This window comes from Pseudomonas fluorescens, assembly GCF_002022275.1.
Lineage (GTDB): Bacteria > Pseudomonadota > Gammaproteobacteria > Pseudomonadales > Pseudomonadaceae > Aquipseudomonas > Aquipseudomonas fluorescens_AJ.
Window position 1 is genome coordinate 35,310 of sequence record NZ_MSDF01000052.1, and the last position, 26,950, is coordinate 62,259.

Here is a 26,950-nt window from a genome sequence, read left to right on the forward strand (position 1 = left end):
CGCTTGCGGCGTATACGGGGTCTGAGCCCTATTATTTCATTTGGCGAGCTTCCTGTGTGCTAAAGCTGTCGTGGCGCGATTTCACAGCTTGAATCTCTTCATCCAGAAGTTACCGCGAACGTACGAACCAATCCAAAGGGCCGTAGAGTACCACTCAATTAATAGGTGATTAATGTGTTGAGTTATAACGATATAGTGCAGAACATACTTTATTATTATCCAGTTTACTGCCGGGCTAAGGTTGCCACCAATAAAAGACAAGGATTTTCATGGGTGCCGGGAGAATTGGAGGTGGGGTACGCGTTGAATCAAATTGAAGGCAGCCTTGATCATCCCGCAGAGAGGTTGATGTTGCACACTGCGGGCCTTATTCTTTCAGCCGGTAGAGAGCCTGAAGTTGCTCGAAATGCCAACCTTGGTGATATTCTTGGCCTAATTGAAAAATATGGCGTCAATGCGTTATTAGGTGATCTTTCAGAGGCGGATGCAAGAAGAGTAAAAGCTGATTTAGAACTTTTTGGCGTAATATGAGTTCTGTCAGTTAATATGTGAGCACTCTAGGGGAAGACGGGGTCAGACCACGTTTTAATGTGAGCATATATGGGGTTTGACCCCTATTTCCCACAGATTTTTCACTTATTTGCTAGCTTGTAATCTTCCAAGGAGGGAAATTGCTTACGTCGGAGCAGTGCGAAATAGAGCTGCCCCCTTTTTCTATTCTTTTTCTTATTGGCCAGCTTAGAGTAATTGAGGTTCTGAAATGAGCATTACAATGTTTTTAGAAATTGAAGAGGGTGTCTCATATAGTGAGATAATCTCTGTGCTCTCTAAGATGAAAGCAAGCTATGCTGAGGAAGAAGATAATTTATTTGGAAACTTTTTCCGTTCAAATTGCTTCTTTGTTTTTGATCGCGCCTCCTCAGACTTTGAAGTGATAGCTGAGAGTGTGACTGTAGACTGGAAGGTTGGAGTAAGAGGCTCATTTAGCTCTCCTAATAGCGCAATGGAGGAAAGCTGGGGAGATATCAAGGCTTTTGTAGCTACGCTTGCCAATGACGCCCGCTTTAAGTTTGTGCTGTCTTTCCAATATGAAGGTGTATATGCATTGAATAATGAGGGCGGATTTAAAATTGTGCAAGAGATGTTTAGTTGATTGGGGTCAGATCACGTTTAAGAAAATATGGCCAATTTGCGTATACGGGTCTGACCCCTATTTTCCTGACCAGTTTGGTAACCATTGGTTTGCCAAAACGCGGCCAGACGGAATCCAACCATGGGGCAGTATCCGAAATGGAGTTATTCAAAATGACGGATTGAATACGACGGCGCGAGGCTTCAATCCAGATACCGGACTGTTGAAAGGAAAATAGCAATGAGTACTGAAAATTTAACACCTGAACTCGCGTATCTTACGATGTATGAATTTCTTGTAAATCTGTATCAGCGAACAAAGTCGGATGACTTAGGTTCACTTTTGGGAAGTATGAGTTATCTTGCTGATGGTGAGACTGCCGATCCTACAATTTGGAACGATTGGGTGCTCTGTGTGAACAAAATATTGGGTGGGCAAGGCGATGCTCAACTGAGATTGGAATGATTTCTTACCACAAACACCACGCTGACACAGCTTTGATGAATTGTTGAAGGGAGGCTTCATCAAGCCAATCACATAATTCGGGGGGTTAACTGTGAAAATCGAACAAATAGCAGAATGCTTTTTTAAATATGCAAATGAGCAGGGGAATCCATATGATGAATTTCCTTTGGGAACTGAAGTGGATGAGTTTGGTGGCCCATACATCGAAATTTCCGACTCTGGAAAGCTCGCAATAGTGGCAAAGGATCGCGGCGAAGCGTGTATGAGGAAAGAAACGCTATCGCCGGAAGCTCTGGCCAAATGGATCTATGAGATTTTCAACAAAGAATAACGGCCAAGTGATGGAAGAGTAGTGTGAGGTAAGGTCCTGAACGTATACGGGGCTGCTACTGTTTTTCCATTTTGAGTTGCAAAAAACGGGATCAGACCCTGAGGGCTCCGATTTTTCTTAATACAATTCAGCAGGTTGGAATTATTAAAAGGCCTGCATGACTCGGCAAACTTGGTTTCCCCCACGCTCTAGACATCAATGCGCAAGGCATACTGATTGTGCTTGCACACCTCGTTATTGGACCCTATCCAGATACCGCTCTATCAACCCCAACAACCGCCCGTTATCCACGGTCTGCAACACCTTGACCGGCTTACCCACCGCCACCTCAATCCCCACATCCAGCCGCAACGGTTGCTTGTAACGCCAGGTTTTACCGCGTGTACGCCCCTCCCGCAGTTCCACCTCCACAAAAAACTCCGTAGCCGTGGCGACGCCGGAATCCAGCAGCCAGGCAATCACCAACGCATCATGAATCCAGCACCCCGCCAGGCCACGGGTGGTCATCGAGTAGTCGATCCACGGCCGGAAGGTTTCGCAGATAAATTCGGCGAGTGGTGTACCCAGCGAAGCGATGAGGTCGAGGTCGGTGTGGGTCATCAGGGTTTGGGTGGTGACGTCCAGCGGCACCAGGATGATGTTCGCGCCGCTGGTGAGTACCTGGTGGGCGGCTTCGGGGTCAAAGCCGAAGTTGGTGTCCTTGATGTAGTCGTCGAGGGCGAACACGCCGCCCATGATGACGATCTGGCTGACGGCGGTGGCCATGGCGGGGTAGCGTTGCAGCGCCAGGGCGACGTTGGTCAAGGGGCCAATGGCGACGAGGGTGATGTCGCCGGGGTTGGCGCAGATCAGTTGGCCGATGGCGTCTGCCGCGTGCAAGGCGGGTGGCTGAAAGGCTTGGGGGGCGCGTACGTCTTGCCATAAATGTGCGAGTTGGCGTTTGTGCACGCTGTTGTCGAGTGCGTCGCGCCACGGGGCGTCGGGTTCTTGCAGTGCCTGGGTGCTGCCTTGTACGACGGGAATCGTGCGGCCGACGCGGGCCATCAAGTCTTGGGCGACGTTGTAGCCCACGGCGCTCGGCGTGTTTCCGGCGACGGTGGTGACCAACTCAAGCGACAGTTCGGGCGCGGCCAATGCGAGCGCCAGTGCCAGGCCGTCGTCAACATTTGCCCCTGCGATCCCGTTGCCGGGGTCGCAATCAATGATTAAACGCTTCATTTCACCTTCTTGTTTTCAGGCTTGCGGGGTTTTTATGGGGGTGCATCCGCAGGATTCGCCGAGTACCAGGCGATGGGAGAACTCTTGCAACTTCACCTCGCCATCCCAGGCCAGCAGCATGGATATGGCGGCTTTGGCCATGTCTTTGACGGGCTGGCACACGGTGGTCAATGACGGGGTGCAGAACGCTGAGGCTTCGGTGCCGTTGAAGCACACCAGCGCGATGTCTTCGGGCACCTTGAGGTGGTGTTCCGAGAGTGCCCGTACGCAGCCGATGGCCTGCGCTTCGTTGGAGCAAAACAGCGCGCGGGGAGGGCGGCCGTTGGCCAACATCTGTCGGGTGGCGTCATACCCGCCCTGGCGGGTGTAGCTGGCAGGGAAGATCCATTCGGGGTGTTCTTCAAGTGCGGCATCGGCCAATGCGTCGCGCCAGCCGTTGAGACGGTCCTGGGCGTTGAGCATTTCCGGCTCGCCGCTGATGATGCCAATGTCGCGGTAGCCGTGGCTGAGCAGGTGCGCGGTGACTTGCCGGGCTGCGGCGCGTTCGTCCACGCGCAGCATATTGACACGCAGTTCGGGGTCGACGCGGTCGAGCATCACAAACGGTGTGCCACTGGCCTGGATCAAGTCGATATGCGGGTGGCGGTCGACGCTGGTGTAGAACAGGCCGTCGACGCGCTGGCTGAGCAGGCTGTTGATCAGGCTCAGTTCGCGGGTGCGGCAGTCGCCGGAATCGCCCAGCAGGATCACTAGACCGTTGTCCAGCGCCTCTTGTTGCAGGGCATGGGCAAAGGAGGCGATGAAGGTGTTGGAGATGTTGGGCACGATCAGCCCGTAGGTTTTCGTTTTGCCGGAGGCCAGCGCCTGGGCCACGCCGTTGGGGCGGTAACCGGTGGCTTTGATGGCGTCGAGTACGCGTTGCCGTGTGGCTTTGGCGACGGGCCTGGGGCCGTTGTTGACCACGTAGCTGACGACGGCCACTGAAGTGCCGGCTTCACGCGCGACGTCATCGCGCGTGGCGCGGCTTGCGTGTTGTTTGGTCAAAGTGACCTTCCCGTCTGGAGGGGTTTGGCAGTGGGTCTACCCGCGTAGACCCGTGCGTTAAAAAAATAGAAAAGGGCGTTCAGGCGACGGGCAAAACCGGCTTTTCATAAACGACATTATCCCTTCGGTTTTATTGCAGTTTGATGACCGGCGACGCGTTTGCGTGATCACCTGCAGCCCTTTATTCAGAAGATTGCGTAGGTGTAGCTGAAGACCACGCGGGCCTGGTCAACTGCGCCAACGTTGGGGATGCCGCTGCGGAAACTGCCCTCGCGCAGGGACGCGCCGAGGCCTTTGAGGGCGCCGCTTTGCACCACGTAGTCGATGCGCGCATCACGTTCCCATTCCGAATAGCGCTCACCACCGGCGGAGCGAATGTTGTCGCCGTGCAGGTAGAGCACCGAGGTGGTCAGGCCGGGTATGCCCAGCGCCGCAAAGTCGTAGGAATATTGACCGAAGTTGGTGTTTTCGCCGGCGCGGATGAAGGAGTTGTCCATCACGTCGGTGATCAAATACACGCTCGCGCCGCCATTGCCCTCGTTGTTGCCAGTGCCACCCAACACGCTGCCCTGGTTGAGGTAGACCACGCCACCTGAGTCAGACACTTGTTGGCGACCCAGCATGAACGCGTGGCCGCCCAGGGTGTAGGTGAACGCGGCGCTCCAGGTGGTGTTGTCGACCTCGCCGGGCTTGCTGGCGTAGCCGCCGTTGTTGTTGAACACGTAGCCGGGCTGGCCGTTTTTGCCTTGGGCGGTGCTGTTGAAATAGCGCAGGTCGGTTTTGAAGCGTGAGTTGCCGTCGAGCTGGGTGGTGTTCAGCAGGCCGAGGAAGGTCTGGTTGTAATAGTCGCTGAGGTTGGCGCGGTACAGCTGCACGGTGGTGTCTTTGTTGAGTTTCCAGCCGGCGCCGGCGTAGGTGAACTTGCTGCCTTCGGTGCCGCCTGCAACGGCGAGCTGAGTGGCATTGGATGACGCACGGCCGGTGGAACGGTCGAGCTGCCCGGCATTGATCGTCAGGTTGTCAATTTCCTTGGAGGTCATGGTCACGCCTTCAAAGGTTTGCGGCAGCAGGCGACCATCGTTGGCGACAAGGATGGGCAGGTTGGGGGACAGTGCACCGCCTGCGTGAAACTCGGTCTTGGACAGGCGCACCTTGGCATTGCCGGCAAGGCGGCTCCAGTTATCGACCGGGCTGCCGTCGGAGCTGACCGGGGCGAGGGAGTTTTGGGTGGTGGCATTCGGGTGCTGGGTGCCGCCTGACAGGTTGAAGGCTTGCATCGCCTGCAGATCAAGGCCAAAACCTACGGTGCCTTGGGTAAACCCTGACAAGTAGTCGAGCTTGAAACCCTGGGTCAATTCGTTTTGATCGACGCCGGGTGTGTTCGGGTTATCACTGCGCAGGTAGAACGTGCGCGCGCTGATGGCCGCGCTGCTGTCATCGATAAAACCTGCGGCCAGCACCTGCTGGGTCAGTGCAGTTGCGGTTATAGCGAGTGCGAGGGTGGATCTTTTCATGACGACGCTCCTATCAAATGGCCGTTTTTCAGGCATGGCTTTGCCCGGCTGTGGTTTCACAGTCGTGCGGGTTGGCGCCTTCTATGAGGCGTTGGCAGTGCTGGTTTTTATGAAGGGGGAGTTGCGTTAGATGGCGTCTTCCACGGCGTTGAGGTCTCGACCACGGGTTTCCGGGGCGATAAACGTGGTGAAGAAGCCGATGCCGGCCATGGCTGCAAAGTAGGTTGCGATCGGCCACCAATGGCCGGTCCAGGACAACAGCGCTGCGGCGATCAATGGCGCGGTGCCGCCGGACAGAATCGAGCCGAGTTCCTTGGCCATCGCCAGCTTGGTGTAACGGTTTTTTACGCCGAACATCTCCACGCCCCAGGCGGCTTGCACACCGAAAATACCCAGTGAGGCGAGGCCCATGCCGACCACCATGGTCGCGGTGACGATCACGGGATCACGGGAGTCGAGCAACATGAACGCCGGGAATGCGTAGAGCATCAGCAACAGGCAAAACCAGCGGTACACCACGCGGCGCCCGAAGCGGTCGGACAGCCAGCCAGCAAGGGGGATGATCAGGAAACCGAGAAGGGAGGCGATCAACACCGCCTGGGTTGCAACCGACTTGTTTACGGTCAGCACTTTCACCACGTAGCCGACGATAAAGCCCTGAGCCAGGTAGGACGGGCCGTTTTCGCCGATGCGCAAACCGACCATGGTCAGGAACGCGCGGCTGCCTTTCCAGAACCCGACCGAAGCGGTGTGTTGGGGCAGCGCAGCTCGGCTGCTGTCACGCTGGGCTTGCAGCTCGGCTTTTCGCTGCTCGAACACCGGGGTTTCACGCAGGTTGCGCCGCAACCACAACGCGGCCAGCGCGATCAACGAACTGCAGAGGAAGGGAATGCGCCAGCCCCACGCCTGCAGTTGTTGTTGATCCATCTGGATGACGGCCAGCCACACCAGCGAGGCGAGTAAGGTGCCGCTGTTGGAGCCCAATGCGATGACCGAAGACACCAGCCCCCGGCGCTTGGCCGGTGCAAATTCGCCGAGCATCACAGTGCCCGCCGCCAGCTCGGCACCGGCGCCGAACCCCTGGGTGAACCGCAGCAGCACTAGGCACACCGGCGCCCAGATGCCGATGGAGGCGTAGCTCGGAATCAAACCAATCAAGGTAGTGGACGCGCCCATCAGCACCACGGTGGACACCATCACCACTTTGCGGCCCTTGCGGTCGCCCAGCCAGCCAAAAAACAGCGCACCAATGGGCCGCGCCACGAAGCCGACCGACCAGGTGGCGAACGTCGAAAGCAAGGCCATGGCCGGGGTGACATTGGGGAAAAACACGTCGCCGAAGATCAACCCGGCCGCAAGGCCATACAGAGCAAAGTCGGCATATTCCATGGCCGTGCCCAACCAGCAGGCGAGGGTGGCGCGGTACATTTCCCGACGCCCTCGGGGTGTTGTCAGACTTTCATCGGCCGCGCCACGGCCTGCAAAGGCGGCGGGGTGGGGGGTACTTTCAAGCGTGGACATCAAAAAACTCCCGATCTGTGGAGGTGACGAACATCACTCGATCCTTTGTTCCTGAGCGTTCTACGCGCGTAGATTTCAATCCTTGAAAAACGGCCCGAAGATAAACCTCAAAGGCCGATGCTTAAAACCGATGGAGCAGTGTTCGCGTCAGTGGAGACCTGGGTAGCGGGTCTCCGGCCGGGATTTTAGACAGGGTTATGTTGCGGTCGGATGACAGGCGTGGATGCGGTCCATTTGTAGGGCATTTCCCGCAATGTTTCAGAAAAGGCCTTACCTACTTAAAGCCACGTCTGACTGAGGCGCGTAGACGAAACCCTGAAACTGGCGGCCCGTTTCATTACGCGAGCACGCCATGAGCCCTCCTGCCGTCGCCCTGCCGGCCAGTGAATTCGAAGTCAGAAAAGCATTGGCAGAAGGGCAGATACAGCCGTTTTTTCAACCCAAGTTCAACCTCGCGAGTGATGCCGTGGAAGGCGTCGAGGTGTTGACGCGCTGGGCTCATCCACAGCGGGGCGTCTTGTCGCCGGCGGCGTTCATGCCCGCTATTGAGCAAAGCGGGTTGTTGAACGAGCTGTTTTTTCACCATCTGCACCGCGGTTTGACGTTGCAGAAGAAGCTGCGGGGCAGGGGCTATTCGCTGTCATTTGCCTACAACCTTGAAGTCGAGCAACTGGGCGATTCAGACTTCATCCGCCGGGTGGTTTCGGCGCTCGACCGTCATGGAGTGCCAGCGTCCGGAATCACTTTTGAACTCACTGAGCGCGGCGCCCTTCACTCCGGGTCGATCCAGCAGAAAAGCCTGATGGACCTGAAAGCGCTGGGGTGTCGCTTTTCCATTGATGACTTCGGCACAGGCTTTTCAAACCTGCAACGTCTGTTGCAGGGCCCTTTCAGCGAAATAAAACTCGACGCCAGCTTCGTCAGGGACGTGGTTCATGATGCGCGGTGCAAGGCCATTGTTGCGGCGGTGATTCAACTGGGGCAGGCGCTGGGGATCAGCGTGGTACTCGAAGGCATCGAAACTGAAGCTCAGCGTCAGGCCTTGATCGAGCTGGGCGGCATCACCGGCCAAGGCTACTTGCACGCAAGGCCCATGAGTGCCGGTGATTTGCTCGTCTGGTCAGGTGCCACGCGCTATTCAAGGGCTGGCGGGTTGTAGGTCTTCCTTCAGTGGCTCGGTCTGTTGATGATGATTTTCACCTATAAACATATACATCGCAGGCACCATAAACAGCGTGAGCAATGTACCAATCGACAACCCGGCAAAGATCACCAGGCCCATGTCGTGCCGACCGGCAGCACCGGCGCCCGACGCCCACACCAGTGGCACCACGCCGAGCACCATCGCCGCCGTGGTCATCAGAATCGGGCGCAACCGAACCGCTGCCGCTTCTTCAATCGCTTCACGTTTGCTGTGGCCCGCGCGCTGCAGCTCGTTGGCAAACTGCACGATCAGAATCCCGTGCTTGGTGATCAGTCCCAGCAACGTCACCAACCCCACCTGGGTGTACACGTTGATGGAGGCGTAGCCCATGGTGATGAACGCCAGCGCGCCAAACAGTGCGGGTGGCACCGAGAACAGGATCACCACCGGGTCGCGGAAGCTCTCGAACTGGAAGGCCAGGGCCAGGTAAACGATCAGGATCGAGAACAGCAACAGGCCCACAAACCCACCGGATTCCTGGATGAACTGGCGTGATTCGCCGGCAAAATCCGAGGTGTAGCCCGAGGGCGCCACGTTGGCGAGGATGGTGTTGAGCTTCGCCAGCAGTTCACCCTGGGCCACACCGCTGACGCCCGACAGAGTCGCCGAATTGAGTTGCTGGAAGTGGTTGATTGACTCCGGCTGCGTCGAGGTCTCGATGTGCGCCACGGTGCGTGCCTGAATCATGGCGCCGGAAGGCGTACGAATGTAGTAATCGAGGATTTGGTCCGGGTTGAGACGGTCCACCTGCAAGACCTGGGGAATAACCTTGTACGAGCGCCCGGCGGTGGAGAAATAGTTCACGTAGTTGCCACCCAGTGCGGCAGACAGCGCCGCGCCGACGTCTGCCTGGGTCATGCCGAGGGCGGCGATTTTTTCGCGGTCGACCACCAGCTTGGCTTGTGGCTTGTCCAGTTTCAGGTCCATGTCGGCGAACCAGAACAGTTGTTGCTTCTGGGCTTCGGCCATCACGGCCTGGGCCACCTCATTGAGGTTTTCCACCGTGTCGGTGGTGGTGATGACGAACTGCACCGGCAAGCCTTGGGCGCCGGGCAGTGAAGGCAGCGGGAACGCGGCGATGGTCGCGCCCGGCACCTGGTTCCATTTTTGCTGCAGGTCCAGTATCAGCTGGGCCTGGGAACGCGTGCGGTCGCCCCAGGTTTTCAGCAGCACGCCGCCCAGGCCCTGGTTGAGAATGGGCAGCCCGGTCAGCTGGAACATTTGCGCGTATTCAGGCTCTTTGTTGGCGATCTGGAAGGCCTGGTCGGCGATTCGTTCCATCTGTTGCGGCGAGGCGGTGGGCGGGCCTTTGATCTGCATGAACACCAAGCCCTGATCCTCGGTGGGCGAGAGTTCGCTTTTGGCGGTCATGCCACTGGCGCCCACCAACAGGAACAGCACAAAGCCAAAGGTGACCAGCACCGGCCAGATGTCCAGGCCGCCAGACAGTACGCGGTGGTAGCGTTTGCGCAACCAGTCAAAGTACCCATCGAGCCGGCGTGCGAAGCGGCCTTCCTCCTGGCCGGGCTTGAACAGCCGGGACGTCATCATCGGCGACAGGGTTAACGCGACCACGGCGGACACGGTCACCGCACCGGCCAGCGAGAAGCAGAACTCCTTGAACAGTGCGCCGGTCAGCCCGGTGCGCAGGCCGATCGGCACGTAAGCGGCAATCAGCACCACGGTCATCGCCAGGATCGGCCCGCCCAGCTCCCGCGCGGCCACCAGCGCCGCCTCCAGCACACCTTTGCCTTCTTCCTTGATATGCCGGTCGACGTTTTCCACAACGATGATTGCGTCGTCCACCACCAGCCCGATCGCCAGCACCAGCGCAAGCAGGGTCAGCAGGTTGATCGAATACCCCAGCAGGTACATCACGAAGAACGTTCCGACCAGCGACAACGGAATCGCCACCAGCGGCACTATCACCGCGCGGAACGAGCCGAGGAACAGGTAGATGACCACGGAGACGATGATCATGGCCTCGACCAGGGTCTTCACCACCTCGTAGATCGAGGTGTTAATGAACTCGGTGGAGTCATACACGATGTCCCCGCGTACGCCGCTGGGCAGTTGTGATTGCAGCTCGGGGAAGGCCTGACGCACGCTGTCGGCGACGGTCAGAATGTTCGCCGTGGGTGCGACTTTAATGCCGATGAACACCGAACGTTTGCCCGAAAACGCCACGCTGCTGTCGTAGCTTTCGGCGCCGAGGGTGACGTTCGCCACATCCTCCAGGTACACCAGCGCGTCGCCGTTCTGCTTGATGACCAGGCGCTTGAACTCATCCACCGTGTGCAGATCGGTGCCGGCGGTCAGGTCCACCGTCACGGTTTGGCCACGGGTCGAGCCGACGGCGGACAAGTAGTTGTTGTTGGCCAGGGCGGTGGACACGTCCTGCGCCGTGACGTTGTGCGCGGCCAGTTTGTCCGGGTCCATCCAGGCGCGCAGGGCAAATTGGCGGCCGCCGAGAATTTCGGCGGTTTGCACGCCCTGCAGCGAGTCCAGCTTGGGCTTGACCACGCGCACCAGGTAGTCGGTGATGTTGTTGGTGGGCAAGGTGTCGCTGTAGAAACCCAGGTACATCGCATCGGTGGTCTGGCCCACGGCGATGGTCAGTACCGGTTCCTGGGACTGGGCCGGCAGCTGGTTCTTGACCGAGTTGACCTGGGTATTGATCTCGGTGAGCGCCTTGCTCGCGTCATAGTTCAGCCGCAGTGTGGCGGTAATGGTCGAGACGCCGGTGATGCTGGTCGAGGACAAGTAATCGATGCCCTGGGCCTGGGCAATCGCTGATTCAAGCGGCTGGGTGATAAACCCCGCGACCGTGGACGCATCCGCGCCGTAGTAGGCGGTGGTGATGGTGACCACGGTGTTTTCGGTGCGCGGCCACTGGTTAACCGGCAGTTCGAAGATCGAACGCAGCCCCAGGATCAGGATGAACAGCGAGACGACAATGGCCCAGACCGGTCGCTGAATAAAGGTATCGGTAAACTTCATGGGACACCTTTAGTGTTCTTGGGGAGTCGGAGCAGGGTCGTTCAGCGGTGCGGTGCTGTTGTCGATCTTCACCGGCGAGCCGTTTTTGAGCTTCATCTGGCCGCTGGTAATCAACAAGTCGCCTTCCTTCACACCGGACACGATGGCCACCTGATCGCCACGCGTCGGCCCGGTCTTGATAAAGGTTTGCTGCGCCGTGAGCACTTCTTCGCCTTTGTCGTTCTTGCTCGCTGTCGCGATGAACACCGTGGTGCCGTAGGGGTTGTAGGTGACCGAGGTCTGCGGAACCGTGAGGTAGCGCTGCGGGCTGCCGGAGGTCACCACTGCACGGGCAAACATGCCGGGCACCAGACGTTTTTGCGGGTTGTCGACCGTCGCTTCCACGGTGACGTTGCGTGTGGTGGCATCGAACTGGGTGTCGACGGTGCTGACACGGCCCGTGAAGGTTTGGTTGGACACGCCGTCAGCCGTCACCGCTACGCTCTGGCCGATGGCGATGGCTTCCAGTTGAGTTTGTGGCACGGTGAAGTCGATGTAGATGGGGTCGAACGTCTGCAACGTGGCGATTTTGTCGCCGGGGTTGAGGTACTGCCCCGGGTTGACGCCGGTAATCCCGATGCGCCCGGCAAACGGTGCACGAATCGACTTTTTCTCGACCAGCGCACGTTGCTGTTCGGCCGCGGCGAGTTTGGCCTTGAGGTCGGCGCTGTCGGTGTCTACCTGTGCCTGGGACACGGCATTCACCGCCAACTGAGCCTTGTCGCGCTTGAGAACAATACCGGCTAAATCCGCGGTGGCTTCCAGCGAGTGAAGTTGCGCGATGTCCGAGTCGGCATTCAGCTGCACCAGCAACGCCTGCGCGGCCACTTCTTGCCCGGGTTTGAAGCCGATGGTGCGCACGATTCCACCCACTTCAGTGGTCACGTCCACGCCTCTGACGGCCTTCATGGAACCCACGGCGGACACGTTGGGCTGCCATTCCTCAAACGGCACCTTCAAGGCCGTCACCACGGCGGCGGGCAAGGGCATTTTGGATTGGGCGATCAGCGCCGATATCTGCACGAATTTCACCCCGGCGATGATCGCAACGATCACCAGTACGACCACCAGCATGATGATCATCGGCCGCCATAACCGACGCTTGCGCGGAGCACTCTGTTCGTGGGGCAGGGCAGTCTTGACGTCAGCCATGGAGGTTCTCGCTGTTTCAATGAGTCAGTTCAGTTGCGCCGCGTTTCTGTCCGGCATGATCTCGTGCCATGACGGCAGGCCGAAACGATCAGGGCTGCCCTGGGTGGCGGGATCCACGTCGGTGCGGTTCCACCAACCGCCACCCAGCGCCTGGAACAGCGCAGTGGTGTCGCTGTAGCGGGCGGCCTGCGCCCTGACGCGCGTCAACACGGTGTTCTGGTAGGTCTGTTGGGCGGTGAGCAGGTTGATATACGCCACGGCGCCGAGCTTGAACTGGGCCTGCACCAGGTCCAGGCTGGCTTGCGCGGAGCGTTCGGCCAGCACCTGCTGATTGAGTGCGTCGGCATCCGCTTGCAGGGCGCGCAATGCATTGGCGACATCCTGGAAAGCGGTGATGACGGTGCCGCGATACAGCGCGGCCGACTGGTCATAAGCCGCCACGGCTGCGCGTTTGCGATGTTCGAGGGCGCCTGCATCAAAGATCGGTTGGGCGATTGCGCCTGCCAGGCTCCAGACGCCGGTGCCGGAGGAAAACAGCTTGGTGCCAGCCACCGCCGTTGAGCCCAGTGAACCGGTAATGCTGAACTGCGGCAACTGATTGGCCACGGCCACACCAATGTTCGCGCTGGCTTGATGCAGTTGCGCTTGCGCAGATCGCACATCCGGCCGCTGGTCGACGATGGCCGAAGGCAGGCTGACCGGCAACGTTTCCGGCAGGCGCAGGGACGCCAGGTTGAACGCCTCGCCACGGTCCTGATTGGGAAACCGGCCAAGGTAGGCCATCAATTGGTTACGAGTCTGCGCCAACTGTTTTTGCAGCGGCGGCAAGGTGGCGCGGGTTTGCGCGAGTGCGGTCTGCTGGGTCAGGACGTCGGTGTCGGCGATGGCGCCCAGCCGCCGCTGCGCTTGCAACAGGTCCAGCTGGCCGCTCTGCAGCCGGATGATTTCCTCGGTGGCAACCACCTGGTCGCGCAAGGACGCGAGGCTGATCGCGGTGTTGACCACATTGGCGGTCAGGGTGAGGTAGGTGGCTTCCAGCTGGAAGCGCTCGTACTCGGCTTGTTGCGTGGAGGACTCGATCTGCCGGCGTGTGCCGCCGAACACGTCCGGGGCGTAGGACACGCTCAGCGACGCAGAACTCACGGTCAGGATGGGCGATGACGGCAGGCCGGTTTCAGCCCCCGAGACTTTCTCGCGGGTTTTCGACGCGTTGGCGTTGACCGACGGAAACAGCGACGCCTGATCGGCGTACACCAGCTCATTGGCCTGGCGCAATGCAGCTTGCGCAGCGCTGACATCCGGGTTGGCCCGCAAGGCTTCTTCCACCAGGGCGTTCAGGGGCGGCGAGCGGAACAGCGTCCACCATTGCCCCGGGATATCCATCCCGGCGACCAACTGCTGAGCCGCGCCACCGGTGTCGATGTCGGCACGGGAAGTGGCAGTGAGTTTTTCTTTTGAAAAATCGGCATTCGCCGGTGTTTGCGGGCGTGCAAAATCGGGCCCCACGGTGCAACCGGCGAGCGCAATGCACAGCACACTGAGGGGAGCCATAAGCCGGGAGTGTTGCAACAAGCAATGAAGGTAAGCGACCTGTCTCGATCCTGATACACGCTGCCGAGTCTGCTCTTTCATATTTACTCTGATTAATCAGCAGGTTGACTGCTTTTGTGGTTGAGCAAAACGTGCAGGTATTCCCAGGCCGGACCGCTGCGGCGGCCGGGTTCAGATCAGTGTAGGTTGTGCTTGGCACTGCGCAATGTCAACGCGGTGCGTGCGAACTTAATGTACTTTTCAAATAATGCATTCTGCGCATTATTAAAGAATTAGGTTATGCGCAATCAGTATTTTACACGGCGTGACAAAGCCCTCATCGTATCCAGCCTACAAAAATGCCGAGACCGCGCGCGCGGATCGACTTGCAATGCCTGAACCGGCATCTGGAGACGAGCGTGCGTTACCTGACAAAACTGGCGGCCGGGCTGGCTGCCACCTTGATGTGCCTGACTGCGAATGCGCAAACGCTGGTGGTGGGCGACCAAAGCTATAACGCCCAGGCGGTTATGGAGGCTGCGGGCGTGCTGGATGACCTGCCTTATCAGCTTGAATGGAAGCAATTCACCGCCGGCTCGCCGGTCGCCGAAGCGCTTAACGTTAACAGCCTGGATATCGGCCTGCTCGGGGACGCGCCTGTGCTGTTTCTGGGCGCACTCGGCGCGCCGATCAAGGTGATTGCGATCAGCCGACAGAACCTCGACGGCGTGGCCATTCTGGTGAGCAAGGACTCGCCGATCCACAGCCTGGCAGACCTTGCGGGCAAACGCGCAGCCATCTGGAAAGGCTCGTGGAGCCAGCAACTGTTGCTGACTGCGCTGGATAAGGCCGGTGTGCCAAAAGACGCCGTGGAGCTGCGCTACCTCAGCGCACTGGATGCTTCCCACGCGCTGGAAGGCGGCTCGGTTGACGTGATCGCCACCTGGGAGCCCTATGTGACCCAGCAGGAACGCCAGGGCGCGCGGGTGCTGGCGACGGCTGAAGGCTTGATCCCGGCCCAGAGTTTTGTGGCGGCCAGCAGCAAGGCCGTCGACACCAAACGGGCGCAAATCAGTGACTTTCTTCAGCGCCTGAAAAAAGCCCGTGACTGGACGCGCCAAAGTCCGGCGAACACCGACGCCTATGCCGATGCATGGGCCAAACGGGCTCGCGCAGATGCCGACATCGCCCGTGCCTGGTTTGCCCGGGCACGTGCCACGGTGGAGCCCGTGACGGAGCAGTCGCCTGTAGAGGCGCAGAAGACCGTGGACTTTTTTGCCAGCCAAGGCCTGGTCAAGTCTTACTCGGCAGCCACGCTGTTTGACGCTTCATTTGCCGCGTCCTTGCAGCCTGCCGTCGCCAAAACCCAGCCCTGAACGCTAGAAGGAATCCTGCACAAATGACCAAAAGACAGCTCAAACTTGGCGCCCTGACGATGGGCTGCGGAGGCCCGGGCCGCCACAACCTGTGGCTTGACCCCGAGTTGCCTGCCGATGCCAGCGTCAACGTCGACTGGTACATCGACATTGCCCGCCAGGCCGAGGCGGCGCTGTTCGACCTGATATTTATCGTCGATAGCCAGTTCATCACGCCGGGTTCGCCCTCGCATTACCTCAACCGCCTGGAACCCTTGACGCTGCTGTCGGCGCTCGCCGTGAGCACGCGGCGTCTGGGGTTGGTGGGCACGCTGACGACTTCCTACAACTCGCCCTATAACGTCGCGCGCCGCCTGGCCTCACTCGACCTGATCAGCAAAGGCCGCGCCGGCTGGAACGTGGTGACCAGCGGCGATGCCGGCACTGCCGGCAATTACAGCCGCGACGAACATTATGACTACGACACCCGCTATGGCCGCGCCGCCGAACATGTCGAAGTGGTGCAGGGCTTGTGGAACTCCTACGAGGAAGATGCCTTCGTGCGCGACCGGGCCACGGGCCAGTTCCTCGACCCGAGCAAGCTGCACAGCTTGAACCACAAGGGTGAACATTTTTCCGTGGTCGGCCCGCTCAACATCCAGCGCTCACCTCAAGGCCAGCCGGTGATTTTCCAGGCCGGTGACTCGGAGCAAGGCCGCGACCTGGGTGCTGCCACCGCCGATGTGATCTTCACCCACGCCGCCAGCATCGAGCAGGGCCAAGCGTTTTATCGGGATATAAAGGGCAGGGCAGCGCAACATGGCCGCAACCCGGAGCAACTGCTGGTGATGCCCGGTGCGGAAATCTACGTGGGCGATACCGACGCACATGCACGGGAAATCGAGCAGTACTACCACCAGGCCGACCATAGTTTTGAGCTGGCGCTGAAAGAGTTCGGGCGTAATTTCGGCTGGCATGATTTCAGCCGGTACGACCTGGATGCGCCGTTTCCTCAGGAAAGCCTGGAGGCCGCGCGCAGCAGTTTCTTCACGGCCGCCAAACGCATTGCCGACCAGGCGCGTGAAAAGGGTTTCACGCTGCGCCAGGCCGTAGAGTTCGGCCGACAACTGCGCCCGGGCGCGTTTGTGGGAACGGCTGATACGGTCGCGCAGAAAATCGCGGATTGGTTCGAGGCGCGGGCCGTGGATGGCTTCAATATCTATATTGGGCACCCGCAGCAGTTCAGTCGTTTCACACAGGAGGTCATTCCGTTGTTGCAGGAACGCGGTGTCTACCGCACGGCCTATGAAGGCACAACGCTGCGTGAGAGTCTGGGCCTGCAGATTCCGACGTTTACAGCCCGGCACCCACTGACTCGATAAGCGCCCTGAACCAGTGCTGAGCCGGGTTCTCGTTGCCCCGACGGTGCCAGATCAAGTGGAAAACGATCTCTGGCAACGCCACGGGGGGTGGAAACAACGCCAGCTTGGCGCCAATCGGTGAACTGAGGGCCACGCGTTTCAGAACAGTGGCGGTCATTCTGGACGAGGCGATGATCGCCGGCACCGCAAACATGTGCGGCAACGTCAGCGCCACCGTGCGCTGTTGACCGGACTGGGCCAGTGCCTGATCCACCAGGCCGTGCCGGTCGCCTTCGGGAGAAACCAGCACATGGGACAGCGCAAGGTAAGTCGCCAGATCCATCCCGCGCCGTGCTGCGGGGTGGTCGTGGGCCAACAGCGTGACAAACGTGTCGCGCAGGACCGGCCGCGTCAGAATCCGCCCGTCTTGATGGCTCGGCAGTACGCCAATGGCCGCGTCGATCACGCCGGCGTCGAGCAGATCGACGGCATGATCGCGACCATTGAAGGCGTGCACATTGACGACCAGCCCCGGCGCCTGGTCTTGCAGCGCTTGCAGGAGCTTGGGCAGCAGGACAAAGGCGGGATAATCCGCCAGGCCCAGGTTCAATGTGAGTACCGCTTCGGCGGGGATAAATCCGGGTTTGGTCACCAGCGCGTTTTCGATTTGGCGCAGCGCCAACTCGATCGGCTGGGCCAGTTCACGTGCTCGCGGCGTCGGCAGCAGGCCTTCGGCGCTGCGCAGAAACAGCGGGTCACCCACCAATGTGCGCAGCCGGGAGAGTGCCGCGCTCATCGCCGGTTGGCTGACACCCACCTGAACAGCCGCGCGTGTGACGTTGCGTTCGGTCATCAACGCGTTGAACGCCGCCAGCAGGTTCAAATCAATGCCATGAAAATCCATAAATCAAATAAACACTCATATCGTTAATTTGTTTTACGGATGTTAGCGCACTCCCCACACTCGCGTCATACCCAACGACGAGAGATGCGCCATGACCCCCGATGAACTGACGACCCGCCTGCACACCGAACGCCTGGCCGTGGAAACCCTCTACCGCGCCTTCAGCGACAAGAACCCGGACCTTGTCGACAGCGTATTGGCCGCTGCCTGGGACGATATTCCACTGGCGCCCGGACAAGGGCCGGGGCCAGAGGGGATCAAACCGATTATCCGCAGCTTTGGGGAGGCATTCCCGGATGTGAAAATCACCATCCGTGACCTGATTCAGGTGCCTGGCCAGATCGCTGTTCGCGCTGAAATCACCGGCACCCATCTGGGTGAGTTCTTCGGCATTGCTGCGACCGGCAAACAGGTCAGCTTCCGTCTGCACGAGTTCCATACGCTGGATGGCCAACGCATCACCACCACGTGGCACATGGAAGACTGGTTCGGCCTGTTTCTGCAACTGGGTCAATTTCCTGCCCAACCTTGAATCTTCGCGTGAGGCTTACCATGAAAGCAGCAACCATTAACCTGTTCGGCGGCCCTGAGGTCGTTACGCTTACCCCCTTCAGCCCGGGGCTGCCGGGGGCTGACGAGGCCGTTGTGCGCATCGAGGCCGCCAGCGTTAACCCGCTGGATCTGAAGATGATCGCCGGGTATATGCAACCGGTTTTCCCGGTACAACTGCCCTACGTTCCCGGCACCGATTTCAGTGGCGTGGTCAGCAGCGTCGGCGTACGGGTCAGCCACCTTAAACCGGGTGATCGGGTGTTTGGCCGTAGCGCGCCGAGTTCAGGCGGCGCGTTTGCCCAGCACCTGTTGATCGCCGCCGCCGACCTGTGCGTGCTGGCGCCCTCCATGAGTTTTGAGCAAGCGGCGGCGCTGCCCACAACGTTCGGCACCGCGCTGCAGGCGTTGTTTGATGTCGGGCAGTTGAAACGCGGTGAGCGCGTGTTGATCCATGCGGGCGCCGGTGGCGTGGGCAGCATGGCCGTTCAGTTGGCTCACCTGGCGGGCGCCCATGTCATTGCCACGGCGTCGGAACGCAACCTTGAACGGGTCAAGAGCCTGGGGGCAGATGAGGTCATCGATTACCGCAGCCAGGCATTTACCACGCTGCGCGACATCGACCTGGTCCTCGACACGTTAGGCGGCGATACATTGGAAAACTCCTGGTCGGTGCTGCGCGAAGGCGGGCGTATTGCGTCCCTGGTGGAGTTCGGCATCGAACCTCGCGAAGGGCGCGCGGGCACCTTCGTGTTCTTCGCCTCGGCGACCCCGTATCTGCAAGCGGCCGTGCAGCAGTTCAATGCGGGGCAGTTGCAAATCATCACTGACTCGATCTTTGCGCTGGGCGAGACGCGCAGCGCCCTGGAGAAAGTCGCCACGGGGCATGCCAGTGGCAAAGTGATCATTCGAACCGGTCACTGATTCCGGCGAATCGCAAGCCGTGCCAAATCGGCTCAGACCAGCCTGGTGGGATTGTCGCCGGGCTGGCACCCCGGTGTCAGTAGTCGTAATTAAATGCGGAGCATACCTTTTGGGGGGGAAATGCTCGTGAAAGTGCTCAGCCAAGTTCTGCGCTCGCTGCGTGGGGGTTCAGGCACGCAGCGTTCATGTCTCTCTTCGGATTCAGATGGGCGGTTTTTCAGCGTGTTCTTAAAGATATCGGCGTGAGATGTTCATATGATATTTCTTTTTAGAACAGCTAGAGCCCCCATGCCTAACAATCTCGAGGCGTTTATCGTCCGTCTTCCAAGTGAACTTCACGCGAAAATAAAGAACACGGCAAAGGTCGACCGGCGAAGCATGAACAATGAAATTGTCGGGAGGCTTGAGGACTCTTTTGCAGCAAGGCGATCAGTGCCTGCTGACGCTAAACTCAACGCCATATTGTTTGAGCACATTTCTACGCTCGAAAACCAAATTGAGTGTCTGCAGCAAGAGCTGGCCGCTTGCAGATAGTCAGCGTTTAGTTTTCAGCATGCGTGATTTTCAGATCAGTCCTAAATACAGCAGCTGCATTCAAACATAAGCTGAGATTGTGCAGGGTCGCCAGGTTCTTTACCGCGCAGGGATTGCGCGACCTGGTGGCCCGGCATTGTTCTATGCCTATAAATAGAGTGAGTTGTTGAATGTCGTCCTGAAAGGTTGGCGCAATTAAATAAGTACGGCAAAGTACGCGCTTTCGGTGAGCGATAGGCAGGAGGTTGTTATCCTTGTGATGCTTCTTTTTCTTGAAGAAGGTTGCATTGCTTACAGAGGTGTTTGTCGCTTTTGGCAGGCGATAGTTACTTTGAAAAATGGTGCATTCAAATCGTTATAGTTGTTGGCGAGGGCACCCGTGCCGATATCCTGAAGCAGAGTCTCGTTACGACACAAACACCATTGGCATCGAAGTCAGCGTGCCGTTGTACGCGGGGGGGCGGAGTATCGGCTTCAACCCGTCAGGCCAGCCGGAACCTGGAGCAAGCCGAATATGAGCTGGAAGGCAAGACCCGCAAGACGCTGATTCAACTGCGTCGTCAATTCAACGACTGCCTGTCAGGCGTGAGCAAGCTGCGTGCTTATCAAAAAGCCCTCAAGTCCGCCGAAGCCCTGGTGGTGTCGACCCAACAGAGCGTGCTGGGGGGCGAGCGGGTCAACCTTGACGTACTCAATGCCGAACAACAGCTTTACACCACGCGACGAGACTGGCCCCGGGCGCGTTACGACTATCTGATGGCGTGGACTCAATTGCATTACTACGCCGGGATCCTGAAGGCAGACGAACTGGCAAGCGTGGATGCGGCCTTTAGTGGAGGCACCGTCAGTCAATAACTGTACCCACAGCGTTGATGTTCGGGCGTGTTGATCAAGCGCCCGGTCGGCGAGTGCCATGCGCAGTTGCACAAGGTTGTTCACCCGTCCAGCGGTCGTGAGCCTGGGTACGGCGCATTGGCTGAAGCCGCTGGCGCTTTGGCAACGAGTTGCAGCAGGCAACACTGAGGCCGGGCAAGGTGGTACGCAACAACGGTACGTTCGAGCGAGCGATAGAAGCCTCGGACTCTGTGCTTGAAGCCTCGTACTCCTTGCCGTATCTGTCCCAATCACGGATGAAACCGCTGGTCGCCAGGATCCGCTCAGCTACCAACGCAAACTATTGGGGCCGGCTCGGCAGATTGATCCAAGGGCTTTGGGTGATCAGGCGAACCATGGTGAATCTCCGGAACGTTATCCCATCGATATTGCTCGGCTGCGCGGCGTGCTGCAAGTCGCAGCGAAAGCCGCCGGCTGGGGGCGAACGTTGCCCAAGGGGCGCGAAGCGGCCCTGAAAAATGGGACTGCTACGCAGTCCAGCGGGAACAAGCTCCCTCGCCAAAGGTTATCGGTTATTCGTGCTATCTCTAACTGATCGGCATTACCCAATGGGGCGATTTTTTTGCCGGGTAATAGAGGCAGTGCGAAAAATCGGCTGGCAACGTTACTTTTCAGAGCGTTCCAAACTACCTCCTTAGTTGAGCGTCGCCATAATGCTCCGCGCGTAGGCACACATCGGTCGCAGAATATTAGGGAGTAGTTATTTTTAATCTTGTCTGTGGTCCAAGCGCAAGCTCTATTGTCCAGGTGGGTAATAGTGGCCAGTTTAAAATATCAAATTATAAATACGATGTTGGCACTAAGACTGGCAATATCGTGGTGAATGGTCAGTCCCCTGTAGCGTTCAAGCAAGGGGCTGATGCAGGGTCTTACGAAAGAGCGGCAGTGACTCAAACTTCTATCTACGTGCCTGCTTCGTCAGCTCAGTCGGTTGGCGTAAGTCAGGTCTCCATCAATATCGGCGGCCTCGACAAGATCGACGTCAGTGGCATCACCCAAGGGGCAGGGCAGCAGTCTGTCGGTGCATTCAATATCAATATCGGACCCGCGCTGGTGAATTCCAACTCGATCAGCGCAGGTTCTTTTTCGCTTAATTTCTCCGGGCAGAATGATTTCCAGGTCACGACTGTCGGTCAGTCGATCTCTACCGATCTGTTCGTGTGATCTGACAATAAAGGCGGTGGAGTTTTTGTACCGCTGCCCTTCGGAAATGCGTTGGTTGATGCTTTTCGGATCACTCCTAAAGACTGTTTTTGCGCCCGCGCGCACAATTTTTTTGTCTTGCGCGCGCGAGTTGCTGGTTCGGTGCCTTTACCAGTCGTCTGCATTGGCCATTCGCTATTAAACGATTTCAAGCAACGCGAACGTTTAGAAATACAGGGCAAGAACAACTCCTTCGGGGTCTCCCTAATCGATGTTTATTTAAAAAGGCGGCTTATGAATCGAACCTTACTCGCTGTTACTGCGCTGACGTCCATACTCGCTGTGTCAGTCGCCCAGGCCAGTGACGGTACTCTCAACTTCACCGGCGCTTTGACGGCGCCCACGTGCACCTCCAGCGTAAATGGTGTTGCTAACGTAACGTCTATCGCTTTGCCGAGGGTCGCTGCAAGTTCGCTGGCATTTGCGGGCACTATTGCAGGTGCCACAAATTTCACAATTGAGCTTAGCAACTGTGACGATTCAATCGCCACCGCAGCTGTCAACTTTGAAGCAGGGCCAGGTGTCGACCCGACTACGTTTAACATTAGAAATACCGCTACTGCCGGCGCCGCCACAAACGTGCAGCTCCGGTTGCGGAACGCTGCGGGCAATACGCTCCGGGCTGGCAGTGCCACTCAAACTAACAATGCGCGGACCCCGCTCACTGACGGTGCGGCAGTGCTGCGTTATTCCGTTGAATACTTTGCCAGCGCTGCTGCTACTGCCGGTGCGGTAGTGGGTTCGGTTACCTACGCGATCAATTATCAATAAATGGGCTGCTGGCGCATCTGGAGTGATTCAGGGGAGCTGGCACTATCGTTTCTCGAAATAACGAATGCACTCGTTATTTTTCGGACAGCTCCTAAAGATACCTGTGCAGAGCTTTCTTATAATTACTGCTCGTACGGCAGTTGAAGCTTTAATAGCGAACAGATCGCTGATTCGACGGCTGGACGATCCATTTGCTTCTGGCAAGTCGCAGTTTAGCGAGCCGTAGCAAGGGTTGGTTTGATTATGCAGCGCGATAAAAAAGTAGCCCTTTGGGCATTTTCTTAACTGATGTTTCGATTTTAAAAAGGCAACTTATGAACCGCACCTTACTCGCTTTCGCAGCACTGACTACCACCCTTGCCATGTCGGTTGCCCACGCTACCGATGGTACGATCAACTTCACGGGCGAGTTGACTGCTCAAACCTGTACCGCACGGGTTAACGGCTCCACCACCGCTGTAAGCACTGTTGCCTTGCCGCGAATCGCTACTACGTCGCTGGCCACCGCAGGTGCGACGGGTGGTGCGACTACCTTCACCATTGCGTTGACCGGCTGCTCTACTGGCGCCAACGTCATTGCCAGCGCTGCGGCATTCTTCGAGGCCGGCCCAGGTGTCGACCCAACTACCCGTAACCTGCGCAGCACTGGCACCGCCAACAACGTGCAACTTCAGTTGCTCGACTCTGACGGCGAAATCATCCAGGCCGGTGCTGCCACGCAAGTCGCAAACACCGCCCGTACCACGGTGACAGCCGGTGCCGCTACCCTGCCTTACTCGGTGCGTTACGTTGCTACCGGCGTACCGACCGCAGGTACTGTTGTCAGTTCGGTTACTTACTCGCTCAACTATCAGTAAACACTGAACTGTCGGCGCATCGGCACACTGTGCGGTGCGCTGACAGTGCCGGGAGGGAAGAGTATGCAGGGCCAAAAAGCCTGGTTTCGTTATGCGGTTTTCATGGCTGCGTTGTTGGGTTGTTCCCAGGCGATGTCTTCCGTGGTGATTACAGGTACCCGTGTGGTGTACCCGGCGGACAAAAAAGAAGTCACCGTAAAAATTAACAACGAAGGCACCCAGCCCGTACTTGTTCAGTCGTGGATTGACGAAGGGGACGCGGCTTCCACACCCAGTAATTCGTCAGCGCCGTTTGTAATTTCTCCACCGGTATCGCGTGTTGATCCCGCCAAGGGGCAGAGCCTGCGCCTGATGTTTACCGGTGCGTCATTGCCAGGCGACAAAGAGTCGGTGTTCTGGCTTAACGTCCTCGAAATTCCTGTGAAAGCCGCAGCAGACGACGATCAGAACATGTTGCAGATGGCATTTAGATCAAGGATCAAGCTGTTTTATCGGCCGGCCAATTTGCCAGGCACGCCTACGGCATCCATAGAAGCGCTTCAATGGAAAGTGGTCGCTCAGCAAAACGGAACGTTCGCACTGCAAGCGTTTAATCCAACTGCTTTTCACGTATCACAAAGTGATTTAACGCTCGTTGCCGGTGGGCAAAGAGTATCCAGTGAATCAGGCATGGTTGCGCCAGGGCAGACGCAGTTGTTTGCGCTACCTGACATGAAGTCCATGCCGGCTGCAGGGGCCCAAGTTGAATACAGCGCTATCAATGATTACGGCGCCTTAGTCCCTGTTCGCAAACCCGTTACGCCATAGCTTACGCCTCAGCTACTTTCTTCTTCAGTTGTTCAGGTAAATTATGAGCCCGCTTTCTGATCTGCGCATCTGCCGCAGGGTTGCCCCTTGCGCGTACACCGGCCTGTCCAGAGTTTGGGTGGGGCGAGTTACCTTGATCTCTAGCGTGTTACTGATGCCCCACGCACTGGCGGAAGAAGTGCAGTTCAACAATGCCTTTCTGCCTGAGGGCTCCAGCGGGATTGACCTCGCGTTGTATCAGAGTGGCAACCCGGTCATGTCCGGCGAATACCGGGCTGATATCTTGGTGAACTCGAGCCTCAACGGGCGCCAGGATGTTCGCATCGTTTCCGACAAGCAGGGCAAGCACCCCAGAGTGTGTGTGAACACTCGTCTGCTCGATCTGGTGGGCGTAGACGTCGCGACCTTGTCGTCTACGGCACTCGCTACATTGGAGCAAGAGGGTGAATGCCCGGTCATCAGTGAAGTGATCGACGGTGCGACCGCTTATTTCTCTACCGACACCCAGCAATTGGATTTCAGTATTCCCCAGATCGCCATGCGCCGTAACGCGCGGGGCTATGTGAACCCGCAGTTGTGGGATCGCGGCGTCGGCTCGGCGATGCTTGGTTATGACTTCAACGCCAACCGCAGCAAGTCCCAAACCGGGCAGTATGATTCGGCTTACATGGGGCTCAGAGCCGGGCTCAACGTGGGTGACTGGCGCTTGCGGCACAACGGCTCGTTCAGTTGGCAAACCCAGAACGGCGGCAAGTACCAGCAGATCAATACCTTTGCTCAACGTGACCTGACCGGTTTGAAAAGCCAGCTGACCGTGGGTGAGGCCAACACCACGGGGGAGATCTTCGACACCCTGGCGTATCGTGGCGTTGAAGTGGCCAGCGACGACCGCATGCTGCCCGATGCACTGCGCGGGTACGCCCCCGTGGTGCGCGGCATCGCTCGCACCAACGCACGCGTTTCCATCAGTCAGGGCGGTAATCTGATTCAGCAAACCACGGTGTCGCCGGGTGCTTTTGCCATCGACGATTTGTACGCCACGGGCTATGGCGGCGATCTGCAAGTCACGGTACTCGAGGCGGATGGTACCGAGCAGCGGTTTATCGTGCCCTATGCTTCGGTCAGTCAATTGTTGCGCCCAGGCACATCGCGTTTCAGCTTGACGGCGGGCGAGACACGCAATAATTACATCGACGAAGAAGCCCCACTCATACAAGGCACCTACCAACGAGGTCTGACTAACGCGTTCACCGGCTTCACCGGCGCTCAGTTGAGTGACGGTTACGCAGCGATGCTCGGCGGCGTGGCATTCGGTACCCCGATTGGGGCATTGGCCATTGACCTGACTCAGGCGCGTACGGAGCTCGCGGCCGGAGCCGAGCAGGGGCAAAGCGTTCGCTTGTCCTACAGCAAAAACATCCAAAGTACCGGCAGTAACTTCTCACTGGCGGCCTACAGGTTCTCCACCAGTGGTTACCTGGACTTCAACAATGCGCTGCTCTTTCGGGATGCCGACAACACCGGAACAGACACGACAACCTTCGGTCGACCGCGCAATCGTCTGACGTTGAGCATCGACCAGAGCCTTGATAATTGGGGGCATCTGTCGCTGAGTGGCTTTACCCAGAACTACTGGAATCAACCGGGGCAGGACGTGCAGTACCAGATGGGTTACAGCAACCGTTTGGGCCGCGTCAGTTATGGCGTCAACGTCAGCCGCAGTCGTGTCGGTCTCGGCGATATGGACAACAGCCTGTTGTTCACGATGAGCATGCCCCTGGAGTTCGGTTCATCTGCCAACGTTCCGCAATTGTCGGCGCGGATGGGACGAGACAGCCAGGGTTATTACAACCAACAGGCATCCGTAAGTGGCAGCGCCGGCGAAGACCATGAGTATGGTTACAGCCTGACCGCAGGCCGCGAGGGTATGGGCGGCTCCACCAGCACCTCAATCGACGGCCAATACCAGGGTTCAAAAATGCGCGTCAACGGCAGCCTGAGTCAGGGTGACGGCTACACCAGTGCCTCAGTGGGCGGAGGCGGCACCCTTGTCGCTCACCCGAACGGAGTGACACTGACGCCGCATAGCGGTGAAACCATGGCGGTAATCAACGCCCCCGGCGCGGCCGGTGCAAAAGTGGTGGGGTATCCAGGGTTAAGGCTTGATGGAAAAGGGACGGCGGTCGTCAGTTACTTGCAGCCTTATCAACGCAATGAAATTGCCATTGACCCTGAAGGCATCGCGGACGGAGTCGAACTGAGCGAGACCAGCCAGCAAATAGCACCACGTGCCGGTGCGGTCGTGTCGGTGGAGTTCGCCACCGTGCGCGGTGACGCATTGTTGTTGAACGTGCGGTTGAAGGACCAGAGTCCGTTACCGTTTGGCGCCAAGGTGGTCGATGACGCCGGCAACTCCGCAGGGACCGTAGGGCAGGGTGGGCAGTTGTATGCACGGGTCAAGGAGGGCACGCACCGTCTGCACGTCAGTTGGGGCGGCCAAGATGATCAGGCCTGCACCGTCAAAGTACCTGAGGTTAAAGAACAGGGGCCGTTGTTCAAGGCCAACGCGATCTGCCTGGACGACACGAGACTGACTGATGTCGATGAGAACAGCGTGAACAAGAGCGCCGGGCGATGAGAT

23 protein-coding genes and 2 pseudogenes are annotated in these 26,950 nt (G+C 58.3%); 17 read left to right on the plus strand and 8 right to left on the minus strand.

Annotation, left to right across the window (positions count from 1 at the left end; genetic code table 11):
• Positions 1 to 174: 174 nt before the first annotated feature.
• The 4 genes from BFW87_RS31755 (at position 175) to BFW87_RS25295 (ending at position 1,928) form a co-directional block, all read left to right on the plus strand.
• Complete coding sequence (locus BFW87_RS31755) at positions 175 to 531, plus strand: hypothetical protein (RefSeq protein ID WP_139372500.1); 357 nt, start codon at positions 175 to 177, stop codon at positions 529 to 531.
• Positions 532 to 760: 229 nt separating this feature from the next.
• Positions 761 to 1,153: a hypothetical protein gene (locus BFW87_RS25285; RefSeq protein WP_078742430.1), complete on the plus strand. Its 393-nt coding sequence runs from the start codon at positions 761 to 763 to the stop codon at positions 1,151 to 1,153.
• 219 nt (positions 1,154 to 1,372) lie between these two features.
• Complete coding sequence (locus BFW87_RS25290; protein ID WP_078742431.1) at positions 1,373 to 1,597, plus strand: hypothetical protein; 225 nt, start codon at positions 1,373 to 1,375, stop codon at positions 1,595 to 1,597.
• A 91-nt stretch (positions 1,598 to 1,688) separates the two neighbouring features.
• Positions 1,689 to 1,928 (plus strand): hypothetical protein, encoded by a 240-nt coding sequence (locus BFW87_RS25295; RefSeq protein ID WP_078742432.1) that lies wholly within the window; start codon positions 1,689 to 1,691, stop codon positions 1,926 to 1,928.
• Positions 1,929 to 2,162: 234 nt separating this feature from the next.
• Here the strand turns inward: BFW87_RS25295 and BFW87_RS25300 are convergent, their stop codons facing one another.
• The 4 genes from BFW87_RS25300 to BFW87_RS25315 all read right to left on the minus strand — a co-directional run bounded on the left by BFW87_RS25300 (position 2,163) and on the right by BFW87_RS25315 (position 7,225).
• Complete coding sequence (locus tag BFW87_RS25300; protein ID WP_078742433.1) at positions 2,163 to 3,146, minus strand: nucleoside hydrolase; 984 nt, start codon at positions 3,144 to 3,146, stop codon at positions 2,163 to 2,165.
• A 15-nt stretch (positions 3,147 to 3,161) separates the two neighbouring features.
• A complete protein-coding gene (locus tag BFW87_RS25305) occupies positions 3,162 to 4,190 on the minus strand; it encodes a LacI family DNA-binding transcriptional regulator (protein ID WP_078742434.1) in 1,029 nt (342 codons plus the stop codon).
• Positions 4,191 to 4,375: 185 nt separating this feature from the next.
• Positions 4,376 to 5,704 (minus strand): OprD family outer membrane porin, encoded by a 1,329-nt coding sequence (locus BFW87_RS25310; protein WP_078742435.1) that lies wholly within the window; start codon positions 5,702 to 5,704, stop codon positions 4,376 to 4,378.
• Positions 5,705 to 5,830: 126 nt separating this feature from the next.
• Entirely contained in the window at positions 5,831 to 7,225 is a 1,395-nt protein-coding gene (locus BFW87_RS25315; protein ID WP_078742436.1) for an MFS transporter, read from the minus strand.
• Between the two features lie 352 nt (positions 7,226 to 7,577).
• Here BFW87_RS25315 and BFW87_RS25320 point away from each other — a divergent pair, with 352 nt between their 5' ends.
• Entirely contained in the window at positions 7,578 to 8,384 is an 807-nt protein-coding gene (locus BFW87_RS25320) for an EAL domain-containing protein (protein WP_078742437.1), read from the plus strand.
• Here the strand turns inward: BFW87_RS25320 and BFW87_RS25325 are convergent.
• The 3 genes from BFW87_RS25325 to BFW87_RS25335 all read right to left on the minus strand — a co-directional run bounded on the left by BFW87_RS25325 (position 8,364) and on the right by BFW87_RS25335 (position 14,171).
• Positions 8,364 to 11,429: an efflux RND transporter permease subunit gene (locus BFW87_RS25325; protein ID WP_078742438.1), complete on the minus strand. Its 3,066-nt coding sequence runs from the start codon at positions 11,427 to 11,429 to the stop codon at positions 8,364 to 8,366. The genes BFW87_RS25320 and BFW87_RS25325 overlap by 21 nt on opposite strands.
• A 9-nt stretch (positions 11,430 to 11,438) precedes the next feature.
• A complete protein-coding gene (locus BFW87_RS25330) occupies positions 11,439 to 12,551 on the minus strand; it encodes an efflux RND transporter periplasmic adaptor subunit (protein WP_176159832.1) in 1,113 nt (370 codons plus the stop codon).
• Between the two features lie 93 nt (positions 12,552 to 12,644).
• Positions 12,645 to 14,171 carry an efflux transporter outer membrane subunit gene (locus BFW87_RS25335; RefSeq protein ID WP_139372501.1) on the minus strand — a complete coding sequence of 509 codons (1,527 nt, stop codon included), beginning with the start codon at positions 14,169 to 14,171 and terminating at the stop codon, positions 12,645 to 12,647.
• Between the two features lie 398 nt (positions 14,172 to 14,569).
• On the opposite strand from BFW87_RS25335, the gene BFW87_RS25340 reads away from it, so the two are divergent.
• Positions 14,570 to 15,526 carry an ABC transporter substrate-binding protein gene (locus BFW87_RS25340; RefSeq protein WP_078742441.1) on the plus strand — a complete coding sequence of 319 codons (957 nt, stop codon included), beginning with the start codon at positions 14,570 to 14,572 and terminating at the stop codon, positions 15,524 to 15,526.
• Positions 15,527 to 15,549: 23 nt separating this feature from the next.
• Positions 15,550 to 16,887, plus strand: coding sequence for an LLM class flavin-dependent oxidoreductase (locus tag BFW87_RS25345; RefSeq protein WP_078742442.1), 1,338 nt, complete (start codon positions 15,550 to 15,552; stop codon positions 16,885 to 16,887).
• Here BFW87_RS25345 and BFW87_RS25350 read toward each other — a convergent pair.
• Complete coding sequence (locus BFW87_RS25350; RefSeq protein WP_078742443.1) at positions 16,859 to 17,770, minus strand: LysR family transcriptional regulator; 912 nt, start codon at positions 17,768 to 17,770, stop codon at positions 16,859 to 16,861. The genes BFW87_RS25345 and BFW87_RS25350 overlap by 29 nt on opposite strands.
• Positions 17,771 to 17,861: 91 nt before the next feature.
• Here BFW87_RS25350 and BFW87_RS25355 point away from each other — a divergent pair, with 91 nt between their 5' ends.
• The 10 genes and pseudogenes from BFW87_RS25355 (at position 17,862) to BFW87_RS25400 (ending at position 26,947) form a co-directional block, all read left to right on the plus strand.
• Positions 17,862 to 18,302 carry an ester cyclase gene (locus BFW87_RS25355; RefSeq protein WP_078742444.1) on the plus strand — a complete coding sequence of 147 codons (441 nt, stop codon included), beginning with the start codon at positions 17,862 to 17,864 and terminating at the stop codon, positions 18,300 to 18,302.
• 20 nt (positions 18,303 to 18,322) lie between these two features.
• The gene (locus tag BFW87_RS25360) at positions 18,323 to 19,243 is read left to right on the plus strand and encodes an NADP-dependent oxidoreductase (protein WP_078742445.1); all 921 of its coding nucleotides are present in this window, start codon (positions 18,323 to 18,325) and stop codon (positions 19,241 to 19,243) included.
• A 288-nt stretch (positions 19,244 to 19,531) separates the two neighbouring features.
• Complete coding sequence (locus BFW87_RS25365) at positions 19,532 to 19,777, plus strand: Arc family DNA-binding protein (protein WP_176159821.1); 246 nt, start codon at positions 19,532 to 19,534, stop codon at positions 19,775 to 19,777.
• A 404-nt stretch (positions 19,778 to 20,181) separates the two neighbouring features.
• Positions 20,182 to 20,632 (plus strand): annotated as a pseudogene (locus BFW87_RS25370) (TolC family protein); the annotation flags it as partial.
• A 274-nt stretch (positions 20,633 to 20,906) separates the two neighbouring features.
• A pseudogene (locus BFW87_RS25375) lies at positions 20,907 to 21,125 on the plus strand (xanthine dehydrogenase family protein molybdopterin-binding subunit); the annotation flags it as partial.
• Between the two features lie 431 nt (positions 21,126 to 21,556).
• Complete coding sequence (locus tag BFW87_RS25380; RefSeq protein WP_078742447.1) at positions 21,557 to 21,835, plus strand: M10 family metallopeptidase C-terminal domain-containing protein; 279 nt, start codon at positions 21,557 to 21,559, stop codon at positions 21,833 to 21,835.
• A gap of 51 nt (positions 21,836 to 21,886) precedes the next feature.
• Positions 21,887 to 22,645 carry a fimbrial protein gene (locus BFW87_RS25385; protein ID WP_254865947.1) on the plus strand — a complete coding sequence of 253 codons (759 nt, stop codon included), beginning with the start codon at positions 21,887 to 21,889 and terminating at the stop codon, positions 22,643 to 22,645.
• A gap of 314 nt (positions 22,646 to 22,959) precedes the next feature.
• Positions 22,960 to 23,502, plus strand: a complete 543-nt coding sequence (locus BFW87_RS25390; protein ID WP_078742449.1) for a fimbrial protein — start codon at positions 22,960 to 22,962, stop codon at positions 23,500 to 23,502.
• Positions 23,503 to 23,565: 63 nt separating this feature from the next.
• Positions 23,566 to 24,309 (plus strand): fimbrial biogenesis chaperone, encoded by a 744-nt coding sequence (locus BFW87_RS25395; protein WP_078742450.1) that lies wholly within the window; start codon positions 23,566 to 23,568, stop codon positions 24,307 to 24,309.
• Between the two features lie 154 nt (positions 24,310 to 24,463).
• Entirely contained in the window at positions 24,464 to 26,947 is a 2,484-nt protein-coding gene (locus tag BFW87_RS25400; protein WP_078742451.1) for a fimbria/pilus outer membrane usher protein, read from the plus strand.
• The last annotated feature ends 3 nt before the right edge of the window (positions 26,948 to 26,950 follow it).

What these genes read in the sequence shown, in the direction of transcription:
- BFW87_RS25285 (WP_078742430.1), top strand. Translation starts at nt 761, where the DNA reads ATGAGCATTACAATGTTTTTAGAAATTGAAGAGGGTGTCTCATATAGT.
- BFW87_RS25290 (WP_078742431.1), top strand. Translation starts at nt 1,373, where the DNA reads ATGAGTACTGAAAATTTAACACCTGAACTCGCGTATCTTACGATGTAT.
- BFW87_RS25300 (WP_078742433.1), bottom strand. Translation starts at nt 3,146, where the DNA reads ATGAAGCGTTTAATCATTGATTGCGACCCCGGCAACGGGATCGCAGGG.
- BFW87_RS25310 (WP_078742435.1), bottom strand. Translation starts at nt 5,704, where the DNA reads ATGAAAAGATCCACCCTCGCACTCGCTATAACCGCAACTGCACTGACC.
- BFW87_RS25315 (WP_078742436.1), bottom strand. Translation starts at nt 7,225, where the DNA reads ATGTCCACGCTTGAAAGTACCCCCCACCCCGCCGCCTTTGCAGGCCGT.
- BFW87_RS25320 (WP_078742437.1), top strand. Translation starts at nt 7,578, where the DNA reads ATGAGCCCTCCTGCCGTCGCCCTGCCGGCCAGTGAATTCGAAGTCAGA.
- BFW87_RS25325 (WP_078742438.1), bottom strand. Translation starts at nt 11,429, where the DNA reads ATGAAGTTTACCGATACCTTTATTCAGCGACCGGTCTGGGCCATTGTC.
- BFW87_RS25330 (WP_176159832.1), bottom strand. Translation starts at nt 12,551, where the DNA reads ATGATCATCATGCTGGTGGTCGTACTGGTGATCGTTGCGATCATCGCC.
- BFW87_RS25335 (WP_139372501.1), bottom strand. Translation starts at nt 14,171, where the DNA reads ATGGCTCCCCTCAGTGTGCTGTGCATTGCGCTCGCCGGTTGCACCGTG.
- BFW87_RS25345 (WP_078742442.1), top strand. Translation starts at nt 15,550, where the DNA reads ATGACCAAAAGACAGCTCAAACTTGGCGCCCTGACGATGGGCTGCGGA.
- BFW87_RS25350 (WP_078742443.1), bottom strand. Translation starts at nt 17,770, where the DNA reads ATGGATTTTCATGGCATTGATTTGAACCTGCTGGCGGCGTTCAACGCG.
- BFW87_RS25355 (WP_078742444.1), top strand. Translation starts at nt 17,862, where the DNA reads ATGACCCCCGATGAACTGACGACCCGCCTGCACACCGAACGCCTGGCC.
- BFW87_RS25360 (WP_078742445.1), top strand. Translation starts at nt 18,323, where the DNA reads ATGAAAGCAGCAACCATTAACCTGTTCGGCGGCCCTGAGGTCGTTACG.
- BFW87_RS25365 (WP_176159821.1), top strand. Translation starts at nt 19,532, where the DNA reads ATGCCTAACAATCTCGAGGCGTTTATCGTCCGTCTTCCAAGTGAACTT.
- BFW87_RS25390 (WP_078742449.1), top strand. Translation starts at nt 22,960, where the DNA reads ATGAACCGCACCTTACTCGCTTTCGCAGCACTGACTACCACCCTTGCC.
- BFW87_RS25395 (WP_078742450.1), top strand. Translation starts at nt 23,566, where the DNA reads ATGCAGGGCCAAAAAGCCTGGTTTCGTTATGCGGTTTTCATGGCTGCG.
- BFW87_RS25400 (WP_078742451.1), top strand. Translation starts at nt 24,464, where the DNA reads ATGCCCCACGCACTGGCGGAAGAAGTGCAGTTCAACAATGCCTTTCTG.